This window comes from Paenibacillus sp. GM2FR, assembly GCF_002803325.1.
GTDB lineage: Bacteria > Bacillota > Bacilli > Paenibacillales > Paenibacillaceae > Paenibacillus_AQ > Paenibacillus_AQ lautus.
On sequence record NZ_MKZM01000008.1, the window covers coordinates 1,177,622 to 1,193,860 of the forward strand.

Below are 16,239 nucleotides of genomic sequence, written 5' to 3' on the forward strand. Positions count from 1 at the left end.
AGCGACTGCAGCGCTTACATTTCTAGGCGGGGGGATCAGCATATGAGAGCACAATCCGGCAAATTAAAAGCGATGTTTATTTTCCTAACGATCATGGCGCTATTTGTAACCGCTTGCGGAACGGGGGGCGCAGGCTCGCAAACGAACGCGGGCCAAAATGGAGGAGATAACGCCGGGACGAACGGCGAAGAAAAAGTAACGCTAAAATTCACGTTCTGGGGCAGCCCGGAGGAAAAGAAAGCGGTCGAATCTGCCATCAAAGCCTTCGAGCAGAAAAATCCGAACATCACCATCAACCCGGTACACATTCCGGGCACGGATTTTCTGCAGAAGCTGAATGCCATGATCGCCGGCAACGAAGCGCCGGACATCAGCTATTCGGCCGCCTGGAAATTGAAAATGGGCGAGGAAGGGCTGATCCACAACTTCTTCGATTTAATGAAAGATGATCCGAGCATCAAGAAAGAGGATTACCTGGAGTATGCCTGGTGGAACTGGGACAAGGATAAAAGCGCGGGTCCGTATCAGGCCTCCGTTGTCCCATCCCTGATGTACAACGCGGATATGTTCAAGGAAGCGGGAGTGGAACTTCCGCCAACCAAAGCGGAAGAAGCGTGGACGTGGGATGAGTTTGTGGACGCTGCCAAGAAGCTGACGCTAGACCGGAATGGGAAGCATCCGGACGATCCAGGCTTCGATCCGAAGAACATCAAGCAATACGGCGTTAAACTGAGCCTCGGTTGGTCGTCTTATATGCCGATGGTTCTCTCAAACGGTGGGGATTATCTGACGGCGGACGGCAAGGAATTCGGGCTGTCCAAACCGGAAGCGACCGAAGCTCTGCAAAGAATAGCCGATTTGATTAACGTGCACCACGTCTCGCCATCACCGGTCCAGGCCAGCAGCATTCCCGCTCCGGCGACCGCGCTGCAGTCCAAAAAAGTGGCGATGATCATCGACGGCAGCTGGAACCACCTTGATTTGAGCAAAACCAACATGGACTGGGGCGTTGGCGTACTTCCGGTCATCAAGGACTACAAAACGTTTTTCCTCGGCGGTTCCCTGATCATTTTCAAAAGCTCGCAGCACCCGAAGGAAGCGTGGGAGTTCTCCAAATTCCTCACCGATCCTCAGAACGTGCTCGATTTGCACCAAGGTTTATGGATGCCGCAGCTCAATAAATGGTACGAGGATCCGGAATTGATCAACAAGTGGGCTAATGAGGAGCTCCCCGGAAGACCGGCCGGCTTCCAGGATGCCGTGATGCGCTCCACCTATGAACATGCGGAGCCGTCGCCGGAAAACAACGTCAAAAACTTCGTCGAAATCGACGCTGCGGTAGCCGCGGCTTTGGATCAGGTGTGGCTCGGCGAGAAAACGGCGGAAGCAGCCATGAAAGAAGTGGAAACCAAAGTGAAGCCGCTGGTACAGGGCACCTATTTGAAATAACGAGCGTATGTCCGGAGGCGGTGCCGCGTCCCCATGAAGCGGCGCCGTCCCTCGGCAGCGTTTCGATGGAGGGGGACTTGCTTATGGAAGCCATCTCTTCCCATACCGGGAACCGTATGCGAAAGAAACGCCGCACACAAAGAGAGCTTTACGGTTGGTTGTTTGCTCTGCCGGCAATTTTGGGCTTGCTGATCTTCACGCTCGGCCCGATGATGTACAGCCTGTACATGAGTTTTACCGACTATACCGGATCGAATTCACCGACCTTTACGGGTCTCGACAATTATAGACGATTGTTCAGCGGCGAGGACCAATATTTTTACAAGTCGCTGGCCGTTACTTTCTATTTCGTGATCCTTAGTGTGCCAACCGGCATCGTTTATTCCTTCCTGCTGGCGATTCTCTTGAATCAGAATGTGAAAGGGAAGTCACTCTTCCGCACCATCTTCTATCTGCCGTCGATCGTACCGATCATCGCGATCTCGTTTATTTGGCTGTGGCTGCTCAATCCCGATCTCGGTCTTGCCAACGAGCTGCTTCGCTCCCTGGGCCTTCCGGGAAGCCAATGGATTTTCGGTGAGAAATCGGTCGTTCCTTCTCTGGCTTTAATGAATCTGTGGACGACGGGCGGAACGATGATTATTTTTCTGGCGGGTCTGCAGGATATTCCCCGGTCGCTGTACGAAGCGATTGAGATGGACGGCGGATCAAGGCTCGCGAAACTGCGGCATATTACGATTCCGATGATGACGCCGACAATCTTCTTCAACCTGATCATGGGCATCATCAACGGCTTTCAGGTGTTCTCGCAAGCTTATGTTATGACGAATGGCGGACCCAATAACGCCAGCTTATTTTACGTGTTTTATTTGTACCGGGAAGCCTTCCAGTTTTCGCGGATGGGGAGCGCCAGCGCGATTGCCTGGGTGCTGTTCCTGATCATTATGGTGTTGACGTACGTCGTGTTCAGGACATCGAATAAATGGGTTTATTATGAGGGGGATGGTGCGCGATGAGAGCCAAGGCTTGGTTTGAAAAAGGCCTGATCTACCTGGTGCTTGCGGCCGGGGGGATTTTTAGCCTGCTGCCGCTGGTGTGGCTTGTCCGCAGTTCGCTGATGAATATGGGGCAAATTTTCGAGCTGCCGCCGGTGTGGATTCCTAACCCCGTTCAATTTTCCAATTATAGTGAGGCGCTGACCATCCTGCCTTTTGGCCGGTATTTCGTGAACACTGCGATCATCGTTGTCTTTTCGGTGCTGGGCGTCATCGTAACCAGCTCGATCAGCGCCTACAGCTTCGCGCGGATGAACTGGAGAGGCAGGAATCTGGTGTTCAGCCTTCTTCTGTCTAGTATGATGCTGCCGTACGCGGTGACCCTGATCCCGACGTTTATCGGCTGGAGCAAAGTGGGGTTAACCAATTCCTTCATCCCGCTGATCGCGCCGGCCTGGTTTGGGGGAGGCGCGTTCAACATCTTCCTGCTGCGCCAGTTTTATCTCAGCATCCCCCGGGATCTGGATGAGGCGGCTTACGTGGACGGCGCCGGCCATTGGCGGATCTTCCGGTCGATCATCCTGCCGCTGACCAAACCCGCGCTGATCGTTGTCGGTTTGTTTTCCTTTTTGGCCGCGTGGAACGATTTTCTCGGACCGCTCGTTTATTTGAACGACGAAACCAAATATACGCTGGCCCTTGGTTTGCAGCAGTTCAAAGGCATGTATTCGGCCGAATGGCATTTGATGATGGCGGCGGCCACCGTGGTCCTGCTTCCGGCCATTATCGTATTTTTTATCGGACAGCGTTATTTTATCGAAGGCATTACGTTAACAGGGATTAAGGCTTGATTTGGAATTCGAGGGAGGAGCAGAGTTAGCATGGACCAGTTATATTTGCGTAAGGAAGGAACGTCCCGGCGGCAATCGAGCTGGGATACGACTGGAGGCAATCGGGATTTCATTGCGATTGGAGCCGGGCAAACGGCGGCGATTGCGGAAATCGCCGGCTCGGGCGTGATCCAGCATATCTGGATGACCATCGCGGCCAGTAACAAATACGCGTTCCGCAAAGTGTTGATCCGCATGTTTTGGGATGACGAACGGGAACCCAGCGTGGACTCACCGGTCGGCGACTTTTTCGGCGTCGGGCATGGCGTGGCCAGCCACTATGTCTCCATGCCGCTCAACATGATTACGACCCAGGGCGTGATCGATGACAAGGCCGCCATGAACTGTTTTTTCGAAATGCCGTTCCGCCAAGGGGCCCGGATCGAAATCGTCAATGAATGCGAAGACGAAATCGTGTTGTACTATTATGTGGATTATGTGGAAAAAGCGGTGCCGGACGACAGCTTCTACTTCCACGCCTCATGGCGCAGGGAGAATCCGACGAAGGGGTTGGTGGACCTGTCCGCGCTGAAAGCGGAACATGATCAGCAGGATAAGGCGAATTATTCCGACCAGAAAGTATATGAGCTGAAAAATCTGACCGGCGACGACAATTACGTGCTGCTCGATGCGGTGGGCGAAGGCCATTATGTGGGCTGCAACTTAAGCATCGACCACCTGAATCCGATGCCGGGTTTCAGTTGGCCGGGGGAGGGGGACGACATGTTCTTCATCGACGGCGAAACATGGCCGCCCCGGCTGCACGGGACGGGGACGGAGGATTATTTCTGCGCAGCCTGGGGGTATCCAGCGGGGAAATATGATGCGCCCTACCACGGCTTGTCGCTGTACGCCCCGATCCGGGAAAACGGCGATGCCTGGAAAGAGAGCAATACCATCTCGTTCAATGATTATTCCGGGAAAATGACGCAATACCGCTTTCATATCGTCGACCCCATCATTTTCCGCAACTCGCTGCGCTTCAGCATTGAGCACGGGCACGGAAACGCCCAATCGAACGACTATTCGTCGGTCGCCTACTGGTATCAGCGCGAGCCGCACAAGGCTTTTCCGCAGATGCTGCCCGTCTCGTTGCGCTTGCCGATTCCGGAGAAGGTAAGTGCACGGATGTTCTACCGGACGTTCTAGTATAGATTTTTGCTCCTCCGTTCCGATTGTTTTCGCTAGGTTCCCAGATTGAGACGAAATTTCTGCGCTTGCTCCGCCAATGAGTGAAGCGTTGCAGGATTACGGCGTCAATACGGAGGGACTTCGGTTCTCCAAGGAGGTTCATACCACGCTCGCGTTTGTCCACCTGGCCGGGAACGGGGAGCGCTCCTTCAGCTTCTGCCGCAATCCCGGGTGTTTCATTTCGGTTCGCTATCCATGACGGCGGAACCGGCGAAAACCACCACGCTCAAAGCCTTGAAGCACGCCAAAAGCAACGGGTTGCTGATCACGTTCGATCCCAATCTCCGGGAATCGTTGTGGAATTCGCTGGCGGACGCCAAGGAGGCGATCAACGAGGGGCTGGCTTATGCGGATATTCTGAAGGTATCCCGGGAGGAGCTGGTGTTTCTGACCGGCAAGGAAGACCCTGGCGAAGGCACCCTGCAACTGATTCGGGCGTTCGATATTCCCTTGATCTTCGTGACGCTGGGGGAACGGGGATGTTTTACCGCTACATGCATGCGGTTGGCACGGTGCCAGCCTACTCGGTTCACATGGTCGATTCGACTGGAGCGGGCGATGCCTTTTTCGGCGCGGCAATCGGCAAAATCCTGGAAATCCCCGGCGGCTTTAAAGGGATGACCGTTGACGACGTCGCCGAATGCGCCCGGTTCGCCAACGCGGCAGGCGCGCTGGCCGCGACCCAAAAAGGAGGAATCCCTGCATTGCCGGATAGAGCCAGGATCGAACGCTTTTTTCGGGAATTAAAGTAATGGAATGCCTTGAGCAGAGCCTCTGCCATTCACTCTTAGCTCATATGAAGAAAAGCTCTTGCCTCTCCTATTAGGAGATCAAGAGCCTTTTCTGTTTCTGTCATATGAAATGTCGGGGACTTCATTTCATTAACGTCTATCCTTTTCCGACTCCTGTAATGGTATATTTTGATAAGGTAACGGGATACTAAGTGTAACTTGAAAAAGACAACTTTTTCATACCCTTACACCATGAAGGAAGTGGAATAGAGGTGTTGTTTCGCAGAAAGTTCAAGTCCAGAAAAAACAACAACAAAGCGTCCAAAACGCATAAAGCACAACAGACGGATGCACAGGACCCACAACCGCTTCACCCTGACTTGAACCAAAACCTGGACGTGCTGCAATTGCTGTATAAAGACTGCTCTGATGTGGTTTTTCGCTCTTTTTCAATTGCTGGTCATATACAGGCCCAATTAATTTACATAAAAGGTCTATCCAATGTTGAAGAGATGGATAGCCACGTGTTAACACCGCTTATGAAAAAAGCGGAACGGAAATCGGTTCATCCACAAACGTTGATTGAGCAGAGGCTGTCCGTGGCGGAGGTTACAAAGATTGCGACTTTTAATGCCTGTATCGAACAGTTATCGGTCGGGAATCCAATTTTGTTATTGGAGGGTCATGGGCAGGGGTTTGCCCTGGGATTGGCTAAATGGGAGAAGCGATCCATCGAAGAGCCTACAGGTGAACTGGTTGTCAGAGGGCCGCGTGAAGGGTTTACGGAAGCCATGGAGGTCAATACCTCTATGCTGCGAAGAAAGATTAGAAGCCCTCAATTAAAGATGAAATCGTTGAAATTGGGCCGTTACACGCAAACCGCGATTACCCTCGCTTATATTGAAGATCTGTCCGATGGAACGTTGGTTGAAGAAGTGACTAACCGCCTTAAACGAATAGATGTCGACGGGATTCTGGAATCCGGTTATATTGAAGAACTGATTCAAGACTACTCTTACTCCCCTTTTCCGGAAGTGCTTATTACGGAACGGCCTGATACGGCGGTTTCCAGTCTGCTTGAGGGACGAGTGGTTATCCTTGTAGATGGTACGCCTTTTGTGTTGGTTGCTCCGACAACTTTCTTTTCTTTGTTTCAATCGGCAGAGGATTATTACCATCATTTTATGATAGCTACGGCAACCCGTTGGCTGCGCTATCTATTTCTTTTTATTTCTCTTTTGTTCCCGTCGCTATATGTTGCCATTATTACATACCATCAAGAGATGGTGCCTACGACATTGCTGCTTACGATGGTTGATTCCCGAGAAGTCGTTCCTTTCCCGGCGCTGGTGGAGGCTCTGCTTATGGAGATCACGTTTGAAGGGTTGCGGGAAGCAGGACTTAGACTTCCAAAACAGGTAGGGGCTGCCGTTAGCATTGTGGGGGCATTGGTGATCGGCCAAGCAGCTGTGGACGCCGGTTTAGTATCAGATCATATGGTTATGGTCGTTGCGATTACCGGTATCGCTTCCTTCACCATTCCGCGTTACAATCTTGCAATCCCTATCAGGCTGCTGCGTTTTCCGGTCATGCTGCTGGCTGGGACGTTTGGGCTTGTAGGGATCGTGACAGGTATCCTGGCCATCATGACACATCTGAGCATGCTGCGTTCCTTCGGCGTTCCTTATCTTTCTCCGGCCGCTCCCATGAAAGGAAGGGATATGAAAGATGCGCTCATGCGCGCCCCTTTATGGAAATTAAATACGCGTCCCCATCTTACAGGGGAATATAATAAATATCGGCAAAGTTCTAATCAGAAACCGACTTCCGATCGGGGAGGCGATGGAGAGCAAGGGTGAGGTGAGTTCGATGATGGAAAAGGGAAAAATATCTGCCTTGCAAATGGGAATATTGATGTACCACGCTATTTTGGCAACGGGAATTCTTTTTATTCCGGCTTCCGTCTTTGAAGCGGCTAAGCAGGATTTATGGATCTCGCCGATTTTGGCTTCCCCGCTGGGGGTTTTAAGTATATATATCGCATACAGGTTGAACAAGCTTTATCCGGAAGCGACCATTATGCAATACAGCGAACATATTCTTGGAACCTTTCTCGGCAAAGTACTGGGGCTGGTTCTGCTAATATTGCTGGTGACTTCGTTAAGTGTGATGTTCTGGCAGTACGGAGAATTCGTGGTTAGTGAATTTCTGCCGCATACCCCGAAAGTGGTCATCATCGGCATGATGCTACTGTTATGCGCATTTGCATTACATGGGGGACTTGAAGTGATTAGCAGGCTTTCCGGAATGGTTTTTCCGGTTTTTTTCTTTCTTTTTCTAGTGATTATTATTCTGTTGCTGCCGGATGTCGATATGAAGCGGATGCTCCCCGTGATGGAAAATGGATGGATGCCCGCATTAAAGGGGTCATGGGTGTTATACACATGGTTCGCCCAATTCGGCATCGTTTATTTTTTTCTCCCCTTCCTAACCGATCGTCAAAAAGGGATGAAATTTGGGATGCTCTCCGTATTCGTTGTTACGCTAACGCTGGTGGTGACCAATCTGATCGTGATTTGGGTTTTCGGGGATGTGACAGCGAATTTTAATGCTCCACTCATGAGCGCTTCCAGGTATATTAGCATTGCTGAATTTTTGTCTCATCTCGAATCACTCGTTATGGCGCTTTGGATTGCGGGAACCTTCATCAAGCTCTGTGCTTTTTATTATATCGTGGTACTGGGAACTGCCCAGTGGCTTAACCTTTCCAGCTATCGATTGCTTATATTGCCAATGGGGTTTTTGGTTGGGGTATTTGCCATGCAGGCATTTCTTAATTCAGCGGAGGCGGCGGAGCATTTTGAAGTCGTCTCACGCGGGGTGATGGATACTTTAGTATATGGGGTAGCGATTCCCGTATTTCTTTTGTGTGCAGCATACATACGTACTACGTTTTTCAAGCGTAAAGGAGCGTCAAAGAAATGAGACGGGTCATCACCCTTTGTTTCGTTTGTGTAATTTTGTTGCTGCTTACGGGCTGTTGGGATCGACGGGAAACCAATGATCTTGCGATTGTTACCGGAGTGGCTCTGGATAAAACGGAAGAGGGAAATATCGAAATCACCGTTGAAGTACATTCCCCTGGCGGCAATAAAAGCGGCGGACAGGACGGGAGTCAGGGAGGAGGCAGCAGCACCATTCTTCGGACGGGATCAGGTGTATCGATACCTGATGCGATCGAGGATCTTGATGAGAAGATGTCCCGTGAAATTCTTTGGAGCCATGCGGAGGCGATCGTGATCAGCAAGGCGTTTGCCGAGACAGGAATTGTTAGCGAATTGGATTTCTTTGTCCGCCATCCTGAGCCGCGCTTGAGAAGCTATGTGTTCATTAGTAAAGGAAGTGCCAAAGATATCGTTGCTTTAAGCCCTCCGTTGGAAAGAAGCTCATCTGAGGCACTGATCAAACTGGCTGAATCCGACGTGCTAATGAGAGCGACACTGTTAGACTTAATGGAGATGTTAAAGGGTGAATCCGGGGATGCCATTCTTCCTATGATTGATATCTTGCCTCCGGAAGAAGGGCAGTCACCGAGGGAAACGATCGCGTATATCAATCGTTCCGCTATTTTAAGACAAGGGAAAATGATCGGATCCATCGATGACAAGCTGACCAGAGGAGTAATGTGGTATAGAAATCAGATTAAAGAGACGATTGTCACAGTGAAGCCTGAGGGAGCAGATGGGTATGTATCGATGAATTTAATCAAGGGAAACGCCGATTTAATTCCGGAAATCGACGGACAACAATTAACAATGACAATAAGGATCGAGACCGTAGACGATATCATTCAGAATCAAACGGACTTGGACCTAAAGGAAGTGGAAAGCATTAGAAAGCTGGAAGATGCATTGGCTCAAAAGATTGAAGGGCGTCTATCGGCCACGCTTGAAATCGTGCAAAAAGAGATGAAAGCGGACGTGATCGGTTTTGCAGATGAATTCAGGCGCAAATACCCGGACGAGTGGCGGGAGCTAAAAGGTGAATGGGATGATAGATATCCTACAGTTGATGTGATTTTTGATATTACGGCACATGTTTTAAGAACAGGAAAAGGCGGGACGTCTTGAGCCTTCTCAAGCAAAGAGGTGAAAGCATGAAAGTGGTTTATATCGTCGGTATAACAGTCCTCGTCCTGTTGATGCTCTTCTATCAATTGCCGAGAATAAAATCAGCAGAGAGGAAAGAAAAAGCCGCCTTTGCAACCCTGACGGGCATGGGGTGGGTGATCGCATCCATGTACATTATTTTCCCGACAATGACCTCTCCGGCCAAAATCATTGATTTTCTATTGGTTCAGTTAAGAAATATCATTATGAGTCCTTTTTAGTCAAGGATGACCTGACTTTCTCTCGACAAGTGAAGAAAGTCTTTTTTTTTTAACAAAATAAATAAATGTTTGATTGTTTAATTCGGATCATTTGAATAACAAGTGGATGGAGCCGATTCATGTTGTGAACAAAGCATTTAAGGCGGTTGACCGAGATCGTGGCCGTACAATCGTTGGACGAGAGAATTATATCATGGCTCAACTGCCTCGTTTTCTTCCTCGGAGCATGGATGCCGGTATAACGGTTCCCATGCCTTTCTGATTAAGGAGGGCGAATTCTCTGCTGCTTGGATGGATGACAGTCCCCGCTCATGCAAGCTCCCCTCTTTTCACAATTGAAGGCGAGGACGCTCAGCTCACTTCCGATCTCCTAGTAGTGACCGAAATTTACGGACAACCCAAGCCCGGCTTCTCCGGGAGCGGGTTTGTCTGGATGCAGCACCAAGAAATCTGCCATGATTCTATCTAACGCATTCGTAGTTGATGAATAAATCAAAGGTTTTACAAAGTTTTAATCCTCCCTTTACCATGCATGGATTGAATGACTGGGGGCAAGCCCGTATCCTTTTATACGTACATTTATATGTTATAAGGGAGGGAATAGAAAATTGAATAGAAGGATTGTGCTGACAAGCCGTGTACTTGCCCTCATCATGCTGCTGACCTCACTGTTGTCGACAGGGTACAGCCCGATGTCGATCACGGGCGTTTCGGCAGCGGATTCGAACGTGTTTGCCGGTGCTGGGGTGAAGGCAACGGCGAACGGATACATATCAGAGGCATTTGCTCCGTCCAAAGTTATTGACGGCAGCAAGGATAGCGGGAAATGGAGTTATGCGGGGGACTCCAACTTGCCCGAAACAGACAGCCCGTATTGGATAAAAGTTGATGTAGGCGCCGAAGCTCTCGTGCGCCAATTTGTGCTGTCTCACGCAGGAGCGGCAGGTGAGCCGGCAAGCTACAATACCCGGGATTATACGATCGAGATCAGTAACGATGATATAAACTGGACGCCTGTCGTCACGGTCACCGGCAACACATATGACCAAACTACACATTCCTTAGACATACCGGTGGAGGCTAGATATTTTAAATTGAACATCACACATCCAGGCGAACCGAATGCTGTAACTGGTTCATACACGGCCAATATTTACGAGTTTCAAGCCATAGGTTCGCCGGCTGGCGCCGCTATCACGCCTTCCGGAATCCGTATCGATAAGCCGGAGCTGGAATTGACGGAAGGGGAGACGGAAAAGCTTTCTGCCACGGTTTCACCGGAAGGGCAAGGCATACCACCAGCCCTGATCTGGACATCCGATGATCCGGGCGTCGCTTCCGTCAGCCCAGACGGGGTCGTTACGGGCCTGCACGAAGGAACGGTAGAAATTAGGGTGGCAACGGTGGATGGGGCGCATCAGGACTCCGCCACCGTAACGGTTAGGGCAGCTGGCGCGGCGTCCATTGCTTCTTCATTGAATTTCATCGCGAAGGATAGCGAATGGATTTATCTCGATAACGGCTCGAATCAGGGTACAGCCTGGAGAGAGCCAAATTTCGATGACAGCGGCTGGAAGAAAGCGGCGGCTCCGCTCGGATATGCATCAAGCGGCAAAGGACAGGACCTGAATACGCGCATCGAGTACGGTCCCGATGCAGGCAACAAGTATCTGACAACGTATTTCCGCCATGAGTTCCAGGTGACTAGCGCTGCCGACATCAAACAACTGGAAGCGTCACTGATTCGCGATGACGGGGCAGTCATCTACCTGAACGGACAGGAAGTGTACCGCACGAATATGCCGTCCGGGGCAATTACGTACACAACTACGGCATCCAGTGCCGTTGGAGACGAACGCGATGAGAATGCTTTCGAAATCGATCCGGCTTTGCTCGTGGACGGCAAGAACGTGATTGCGGCCGAAGTGCACCAGGACCGCGGAGCCAGCTCCGACCTTTTCTTTTCTTTGGAGCTGAAGGGCTCGGATACGCTGCCTCCGGTTATCGGCAAAAATCAGGGGCTGCTTGGAGAGTATTACACAGGCAGAAGCAATTTTGAATTTGGCGATTATAAAGGAACGGTTATCGACTCTCGGATTGAATTTGCGAACCTGGATCCGGTGCTGAAATCGCTGACCGGCCAGTCGGATAAAGCCAATGTCCGCTGGACCGGTCAGATCATGCCGCCTCAAACGGATGATTACACCTTTCACATGATCGGCGACAACGGCTTCCGGCTGTGGATCGATGATCAACTGATCGTCGATCATTGGGTGAATGATTGGGATAAGGAACAGACCAGCAATCCAGTTACACTGCAAGGAGGCGTGAAATATAGCTTCAAAGTGGAGTACTTCGAAGATTTTGGCGGCTCCAATCTGTATCTGCGCTGGTCTACACCGTCGCTGGCCAAAGAGATCGTTCCCGACCATGTCTTTTATTTGCCGGAGGACTATAACGGTCCCGCCCGGGCGACGGTTACGGCCGATGGCCTGAATGTTTCGCTTGACATGCTGTCGGAGTTGGACTCGCTGCCAGGTACGTTAAAGGATCACCTTGCGGTGACGGCCGACGGTCAGGCGTTTTCCATATTGGAAGTGAAGCAAGGCAGCGATCCGTCCGGTATATCACTGAAGGTCGCGGAACCGATAACGCCGGTTCAAACCGTGAACGTGACGTATGATGGGCAAGCCGGCCTGCAATTGATCGACGGCACGAATGTGAACAGCTTTGCTATTCATGCGGATAATCGGTCGGAAGTCGTTGATTATGCGCCATTTGATATTGCCATGTCTCTTCATGGTGATGCGGGAACCAGACGCAGTTTCGCCTGGTACACCCAGTACCCGAATCCCGATTCGGCACCGGCGGGCATCTTGAACAGCGAAGTTCAGATCGTGCCGGCTGGACAAGCATTTGATTCACCAGCGATGAAGTCCTTTCGCGGAACGAGCGAGGTGATCCATGTCCGCATTACCCGCTCCACAAGCGGTACGTATCTGTCGCATAAGGTGCTCGCCGAAGGCCTTGAACCGGGAGTAACGTACCAATACCGGGTTGGCAGCGGCGGATATTGGAGCAATACTGGACAAATCACGACCAAGGCCAAAGACGAGAAGGAGTTCTCGTTCCTGTACATGACCGATTCTCAGGGCGGCAACACCGAGGATTACAAAACATGGGCGGGTGCGCTCCGCTCAGGCCTTCAGCAATTTCCGAATTCGAAATTCTTGGTCATGCCCGGCGATATGGTGGACGTCGGCGATCTCGAGGAGCAGTGGCACGATTATTTCACACAGCCTCAGGATCTCCTGATGAATCTGCCGCTCATGGCGACCATCGGGAACCATGAAGGACCTAACCATAACAATTTTTATTATCATTTCAACATGCCGGACGAATCGTTTACCGATTCCAAACCGAAGGGGGCGGTTTATTCGTTCGATTACGGACCGGTGCATTTCATGGTATTGAACACCGGCGATATTCCGTGGGACAGCGCTCAACATGAATCCTTCGAGAAACAGATCGAATGGCTGAGAAAAGAAGTCGCCGAGACCGACAAGAAATGGAAGGTTGTGGCCTTCCATAAGGCGATTTACTCGGTTGGCGGCCATGCGGTCGACCGCGATATTTTAGAGCTGAGAGAAAAACTGTATCCGATCATAGATGAGCTGGGGATTGATCTCGTTCTTCAAGGCCACGATCACACTTTCATGAGATCCTATCAAATGTATAATGACAAGCCGGTCCAGAACGTGGTTACGGACGCAAGCGGCAGCGTCATCGATCCGGACGGGACGCTCTATCTGATCAATAACGCGGCGGGGCGCAAATATTACGGCGTCAGAGACGATGTGGACAAATATTACGCAGCCAAGTACAGCCAGCCTTACAAGCCGGTGTACACAGGGATTCAGGTAACGGAGACTTCCTTGACGATGCAGTCTTTTATTGCAGGCGACTCGACGCCGATGGACACGTACACCATTGTAAGAAATGACGCACGACCGGAAGCCGTGGAAGGGTTGTCCGCAGGCAAATCGGGAGACGGAAAAACGGTGCTCTCCTGGAGCTCGCCGAAAGTTACGGACACGGAAGATGCCGTCCGGGGCTATAGAATTTATGAGGTGAACGGGAAGCTTGGTCCAAACTGGAGCGCCTACGTTCCGGCTGATGGAGACAAAACGAGTTATCAGTACTTGGTAGAAGGCACCGACCCGAACCAGACCTATGCATTCGCCGTTAAAGCGGTTGATAAGCGGGACAATTCGCCAGCCGCGACGGTCACCACCTCGGGCAACAAGCCGGCTGCACCTACGGCCCCGGTTGTGGACGACGGTCGTAATACGTTCGGTTGGACGAATGTGCCGGGATATGGGCAGCCTTCCGATTACGAGTTCAGCACCGACGGCGGAGCAACCTGGAAACCCGTAACCGCGAATCCGCACCCGGTCGGGGATAGCCAATATCCTGCCGGAACGGTTATGGTGCGCGTGAAGGCGGATGAAGCCGGCGGAAGACCAGCCGGTATGCATCTGGCATCCGATAAGCCGTTTACGGAGAACAGCGTCCATGATACGTACCAGTTATCCGGTCAGCTTACAAGAGAAGGCCAGCTCAAGGTAGATGTCGTCGTGGAACAGACGGCAGAATACAGCGGCGATGCTTATGTTGTGTTTGAGCTCATGGACGGCAACAAACCACTCTTGATCAACGCCATCCCGATTCAACGGGATCGGCTTGAGATCTCGCAATACTTTAACGTGAGCGGGGATCAATACAGCGTCAAAGTATTCGTATTCGATGAATTTAACAGCGATCCTGAGGTGCCGGTCCGTTTGGCGAAACCGGTCGAGCTTCGATGACGGACAGAAAGAGAGGATTGACGATGTTGAAAAAAAACGTGGCACTTATGCTGATATTGCTGTTCATACTCTCGCCGGCTTCGGTGTTCGCGGCGGAGGACTTCTCGCTGTCGCTGAGCGCATCGGAAGTGAAGCGGGGCGACGAAATCACGATCTCCGGCACCGTTCCGGTTGAGGCTGGGGATGTGGTGGTCAAGATGGTAACGCCTCGCCAAACGGTGCTGTATATCGATGTTATCGCAGCAGCGGCCGGCCGTTACTCAACGACGGTAGGAATTCCGGCCGATGAAGACCTGGCGCCTTCCGGCGTCTATACGGTCACGGCAGGCACCGGCTCCTCCACGGATTCAAGGACGTTTAGAATTGCCGGAGCACCTGTAAATCCGCCGGGAGGCGGCGATGGCGGCGATGGTGGCGGGAATCCCGGTGGGGGTAGTCCGGGCTCCGGCGGCTCGAGCGGCGGTGGAGGCAGCGTAACGCCTCCGCCGAGCTCGTCCGGCGGCATTCCAGCAGGTGCCGGCTCCGCAGCGGGCTCGATCATCCATCCGGAGCTAACCTCGGACGGGCGGTATATCGTCGGCGAAGACACGATGGCAGAGGCTGTTAACCAGGCCAAGGAATCGGTGACGATTGAATTGCCCGCGTCCGCAGGCGAATCCGGCTCCGCCCTGGAATTGGCGGCAGGATCGATACATGCTCTCGTGAAGCGGAATTTGGATCTGATCGTCACGTCAGGAAACCGGACGGTTCGGCTCCCTGCAGGCTCCATCGCTGTGCCGAATGACAAGTCAGCCCTGATCCGCATAGTGCTCAAGGCAGCTTATACGGAGGAAGCGCGGGCCCTGATTCAGCGGTCCTTATCATCCAAAACAGACTATTCCGCTACCGATGTCGTTCTCTCCGTGGTCATCCAGATCGTCTCGGGGAACAACGTGACGGAAGTCCATAATCTGACCAAACCGGCTGTGGTTAGCTTTAAATTGACGGAGGCACAGGAGAAACAAATCTCTTTCGATCTTGCCGGCGTGTATTACGTTGACGGCAGCGGTATTGAACATGTGCCTGGGACGCTAAAGAACGGTACCTTCACATTTATGGCGGATCATTTTTCCTACTATGCCGTTTTGGAATATAACAAAAGCTTTATCGATATGGCTGGGCATTGGGCCGAAGACGCCGTGAAAGCTCTTGCGGCCAAGGGCTTGGTTACCGGTGTAGATGAACGACGTTATGAACCGAACCGCGGCATCACCCGTGCGGAATTCGTAACCCTGATCATGAGATCGATTCAACATGAAGGGAACAATTCAGCGGTAAACGGAGCGAATCCGTTCAAGGATGTACCAACCGGTCGCTATTACACGGAGTTTGTGACAAAGGCTGCAGCGCTTGGCATTGTGTCGGGATATGAAGGGGCGTTCAGACCAAACGACCCGATTACACGGGAAGAGGCGGTGGTCGCCCTTATCCGTGCGGCGGCATATCTCAACCTGGAGGAAACCACTCAGGGCGAGTCGGCCTTTGCCGACGCAGAGTCGATTTCCACATGGGCCATGGCGGCTGTGCATGAAGCCTGGACGCTCGGCTTGATTCAAGGGGACGGCATGAGCTTCAACCCGAAACGTTCGGTAACGCGGGCCGAAGTGGCCGTGATGATTCATCGGTTGATCGCAGATCGGTCTTGATAAGTTGAAAGCGAGGGGAACCAAGCATAATGGGAAAAAA

At 51.7% G+C, this 16,239-nt stretch carries 11 protein-coding genes and 1 pseudogene; all 12 read left to right on the forward strand.

From position 1 onward, the window contains the following. Positions 1 to 42: 42 nt before the first annotated feature. The 12 genes and pseudogenes from PAEVO_RS05655 (at position 43) to PAEVO_RS05715 (ending at position 16,199) form a co-directional block, all read left to right on the forward strand. Positions 43 to 1,449: an ABC transporter substrate-binding protein gene (locus tag PAEVO_RS05655; RefSeq protein ID WP_100536665.1), complete on the forward strand. Its 1,407-nt coding sequence runs from the start codon at positions 43 to 45 to the stop codon at positions 1,447 to 1,449. Positions 1,450 to 1,532: 83 nt separating this feature from the next. After that, positions 1,533 to 2,465: a carbohydrate ABC transporter permease gene (locus PAEVO_RS05660; protein ID WP_100536666.1), complete on the forward strand. Its 933-nt coding sequence runs from the start codon at positions 1,533 to 1,535 to the stop codon at positions 2,463 to 2,465. Then, positions 2,462 to 3,295 carry a carbohydrate ABC transporter permease gene (locus tag PAEVO_RS05665; RefSeq protein ID WP_100536667.1) on the forward strand — a complete coding sequence of 278 codons (834 nt, stop codon included), beginning with the start codon at positions 2,462 to 2,464 and terminating at the stop codon, positions 3,293 to 3,295. Before PAEVO_RS05660 ends, PAEVO_RS05665 begins: the two co-directional genes overlap by 4 nt. A 30-nt stretch (positions 3,296 to 3,325) precedes the next feature. Then, complete coding sequence (locus PAEVO_RS05670; RefSeq protein ID WP_100536668.1) at positions 3,326 to 4,483, forward strand: glycoside hydrolase family 172 protein; 1,158 nt, start codon at positions 3,326 to 3,328, stop codon at positions 4,481 to 4,483. Positions 4,484 to 4,562: 79 nt separating this feature from the next. Further along, positions 4,563 to 4,724, forward strand: a complete 162-nt coding sequence (locus PAEVO_RS33420) for a hypothetical protein (protein WP_133120300.1) — start codon at positions 4,563 to 4,565, stop codon at positions 4,722 to 4,724. Further along, positions 4,721 to 5,277 (forward strand): annotated as a pseudogene (locus PAEVO_RS05675) (PfkB family carbohydrate kinase). Before PAEVO_RS33420 ends, PAEVO_RS05675 begins: the two are co-directional and overlap by 4 nt. A 251-nt stretch (positions 5,278 to 5,528) precedes the next feature. Beyond that, positions 5,529 to 7,115, forward strand: coding sequence for a spore germination protein (locus tag PAEVO_RS05680; RefSeq protein ID WP_394056466.1), 1,587 nt, complete (start codon positions 5,529 to 5,531; stop codon positions 7,113 to 7,115). A 13-nt stretch (positions 7,116 to 7,128) separates the two neighbouring features. Beyond that, positions 7,129 to 8,241 carry a GerAB/ArcD/ProY family transporter gene (locus PAEVO_RS05685; protein WP_165789614.1) on the forward strand — a complete coding sequence of 371 codons (1,113 nt, stop codon included), beginning with the start codon at positions 7,129 to 7,131 and terminating at the stop codon, positions 8,239 to 8,241. Further along, positions 8,238 to 9,386 (forward strand): Ger(x)C family spore germination protein, encoded by a 1,149-nt coding sequence (locus PAEVO_RS05690; protein ID WP_100536671.1) that lies wholly within the window; start codon positions 8,238 to 8,240, stop codon positions 9,384 to 9,386. The genes PAEVO_RS05685 and PAEVO_RS05690 overlap by 4 nt, the downstream gene beginning before the upstream one ends. 26 nt (positions 9,387 to 9,412) lie before the next feature. Beyond that, positions 9,413 to 9,646 carry a hypothetical protein gene (locus PAEVO_RS05695; RefSeq protein WP_100536672.1) on the forward strand — a complete coding sequence of 78 codons (234 nt, stop codon included), beginning with the start codon at positions 9,413 to 9,415 and terminating at the stop codon, positions 9,644 to 9,646. Positions 9,647 to 10,254: 608 nt separating this feature from the next. After that, on the forward strand, positions 10,255 to 14,514 hold the full coding sequence (locus PAEVO_RS05705) for a PA14 domain-containing protein (protein ID WP_100536674.1): 4,260 nt from the start codon (positions 10,255 to 10,257) through the stop codon (positions 14,512 to 14,514). Between the two features lie 23 nt (positions 14,515 to 14,537). Beyond that, complete coding sequence (locus tag PAEVO_RS05715) at positions 14,538 to 16,199, forward strand: S-layer homology domain-containing protein (protein WP_207797450.1); 1,662 nt, start codon at positions 14,538 to 14,540, stop codon at positions 16,197 to 16,199. Positions 16,200 to 16,239 lie beyond the last annotated feature (40 nt).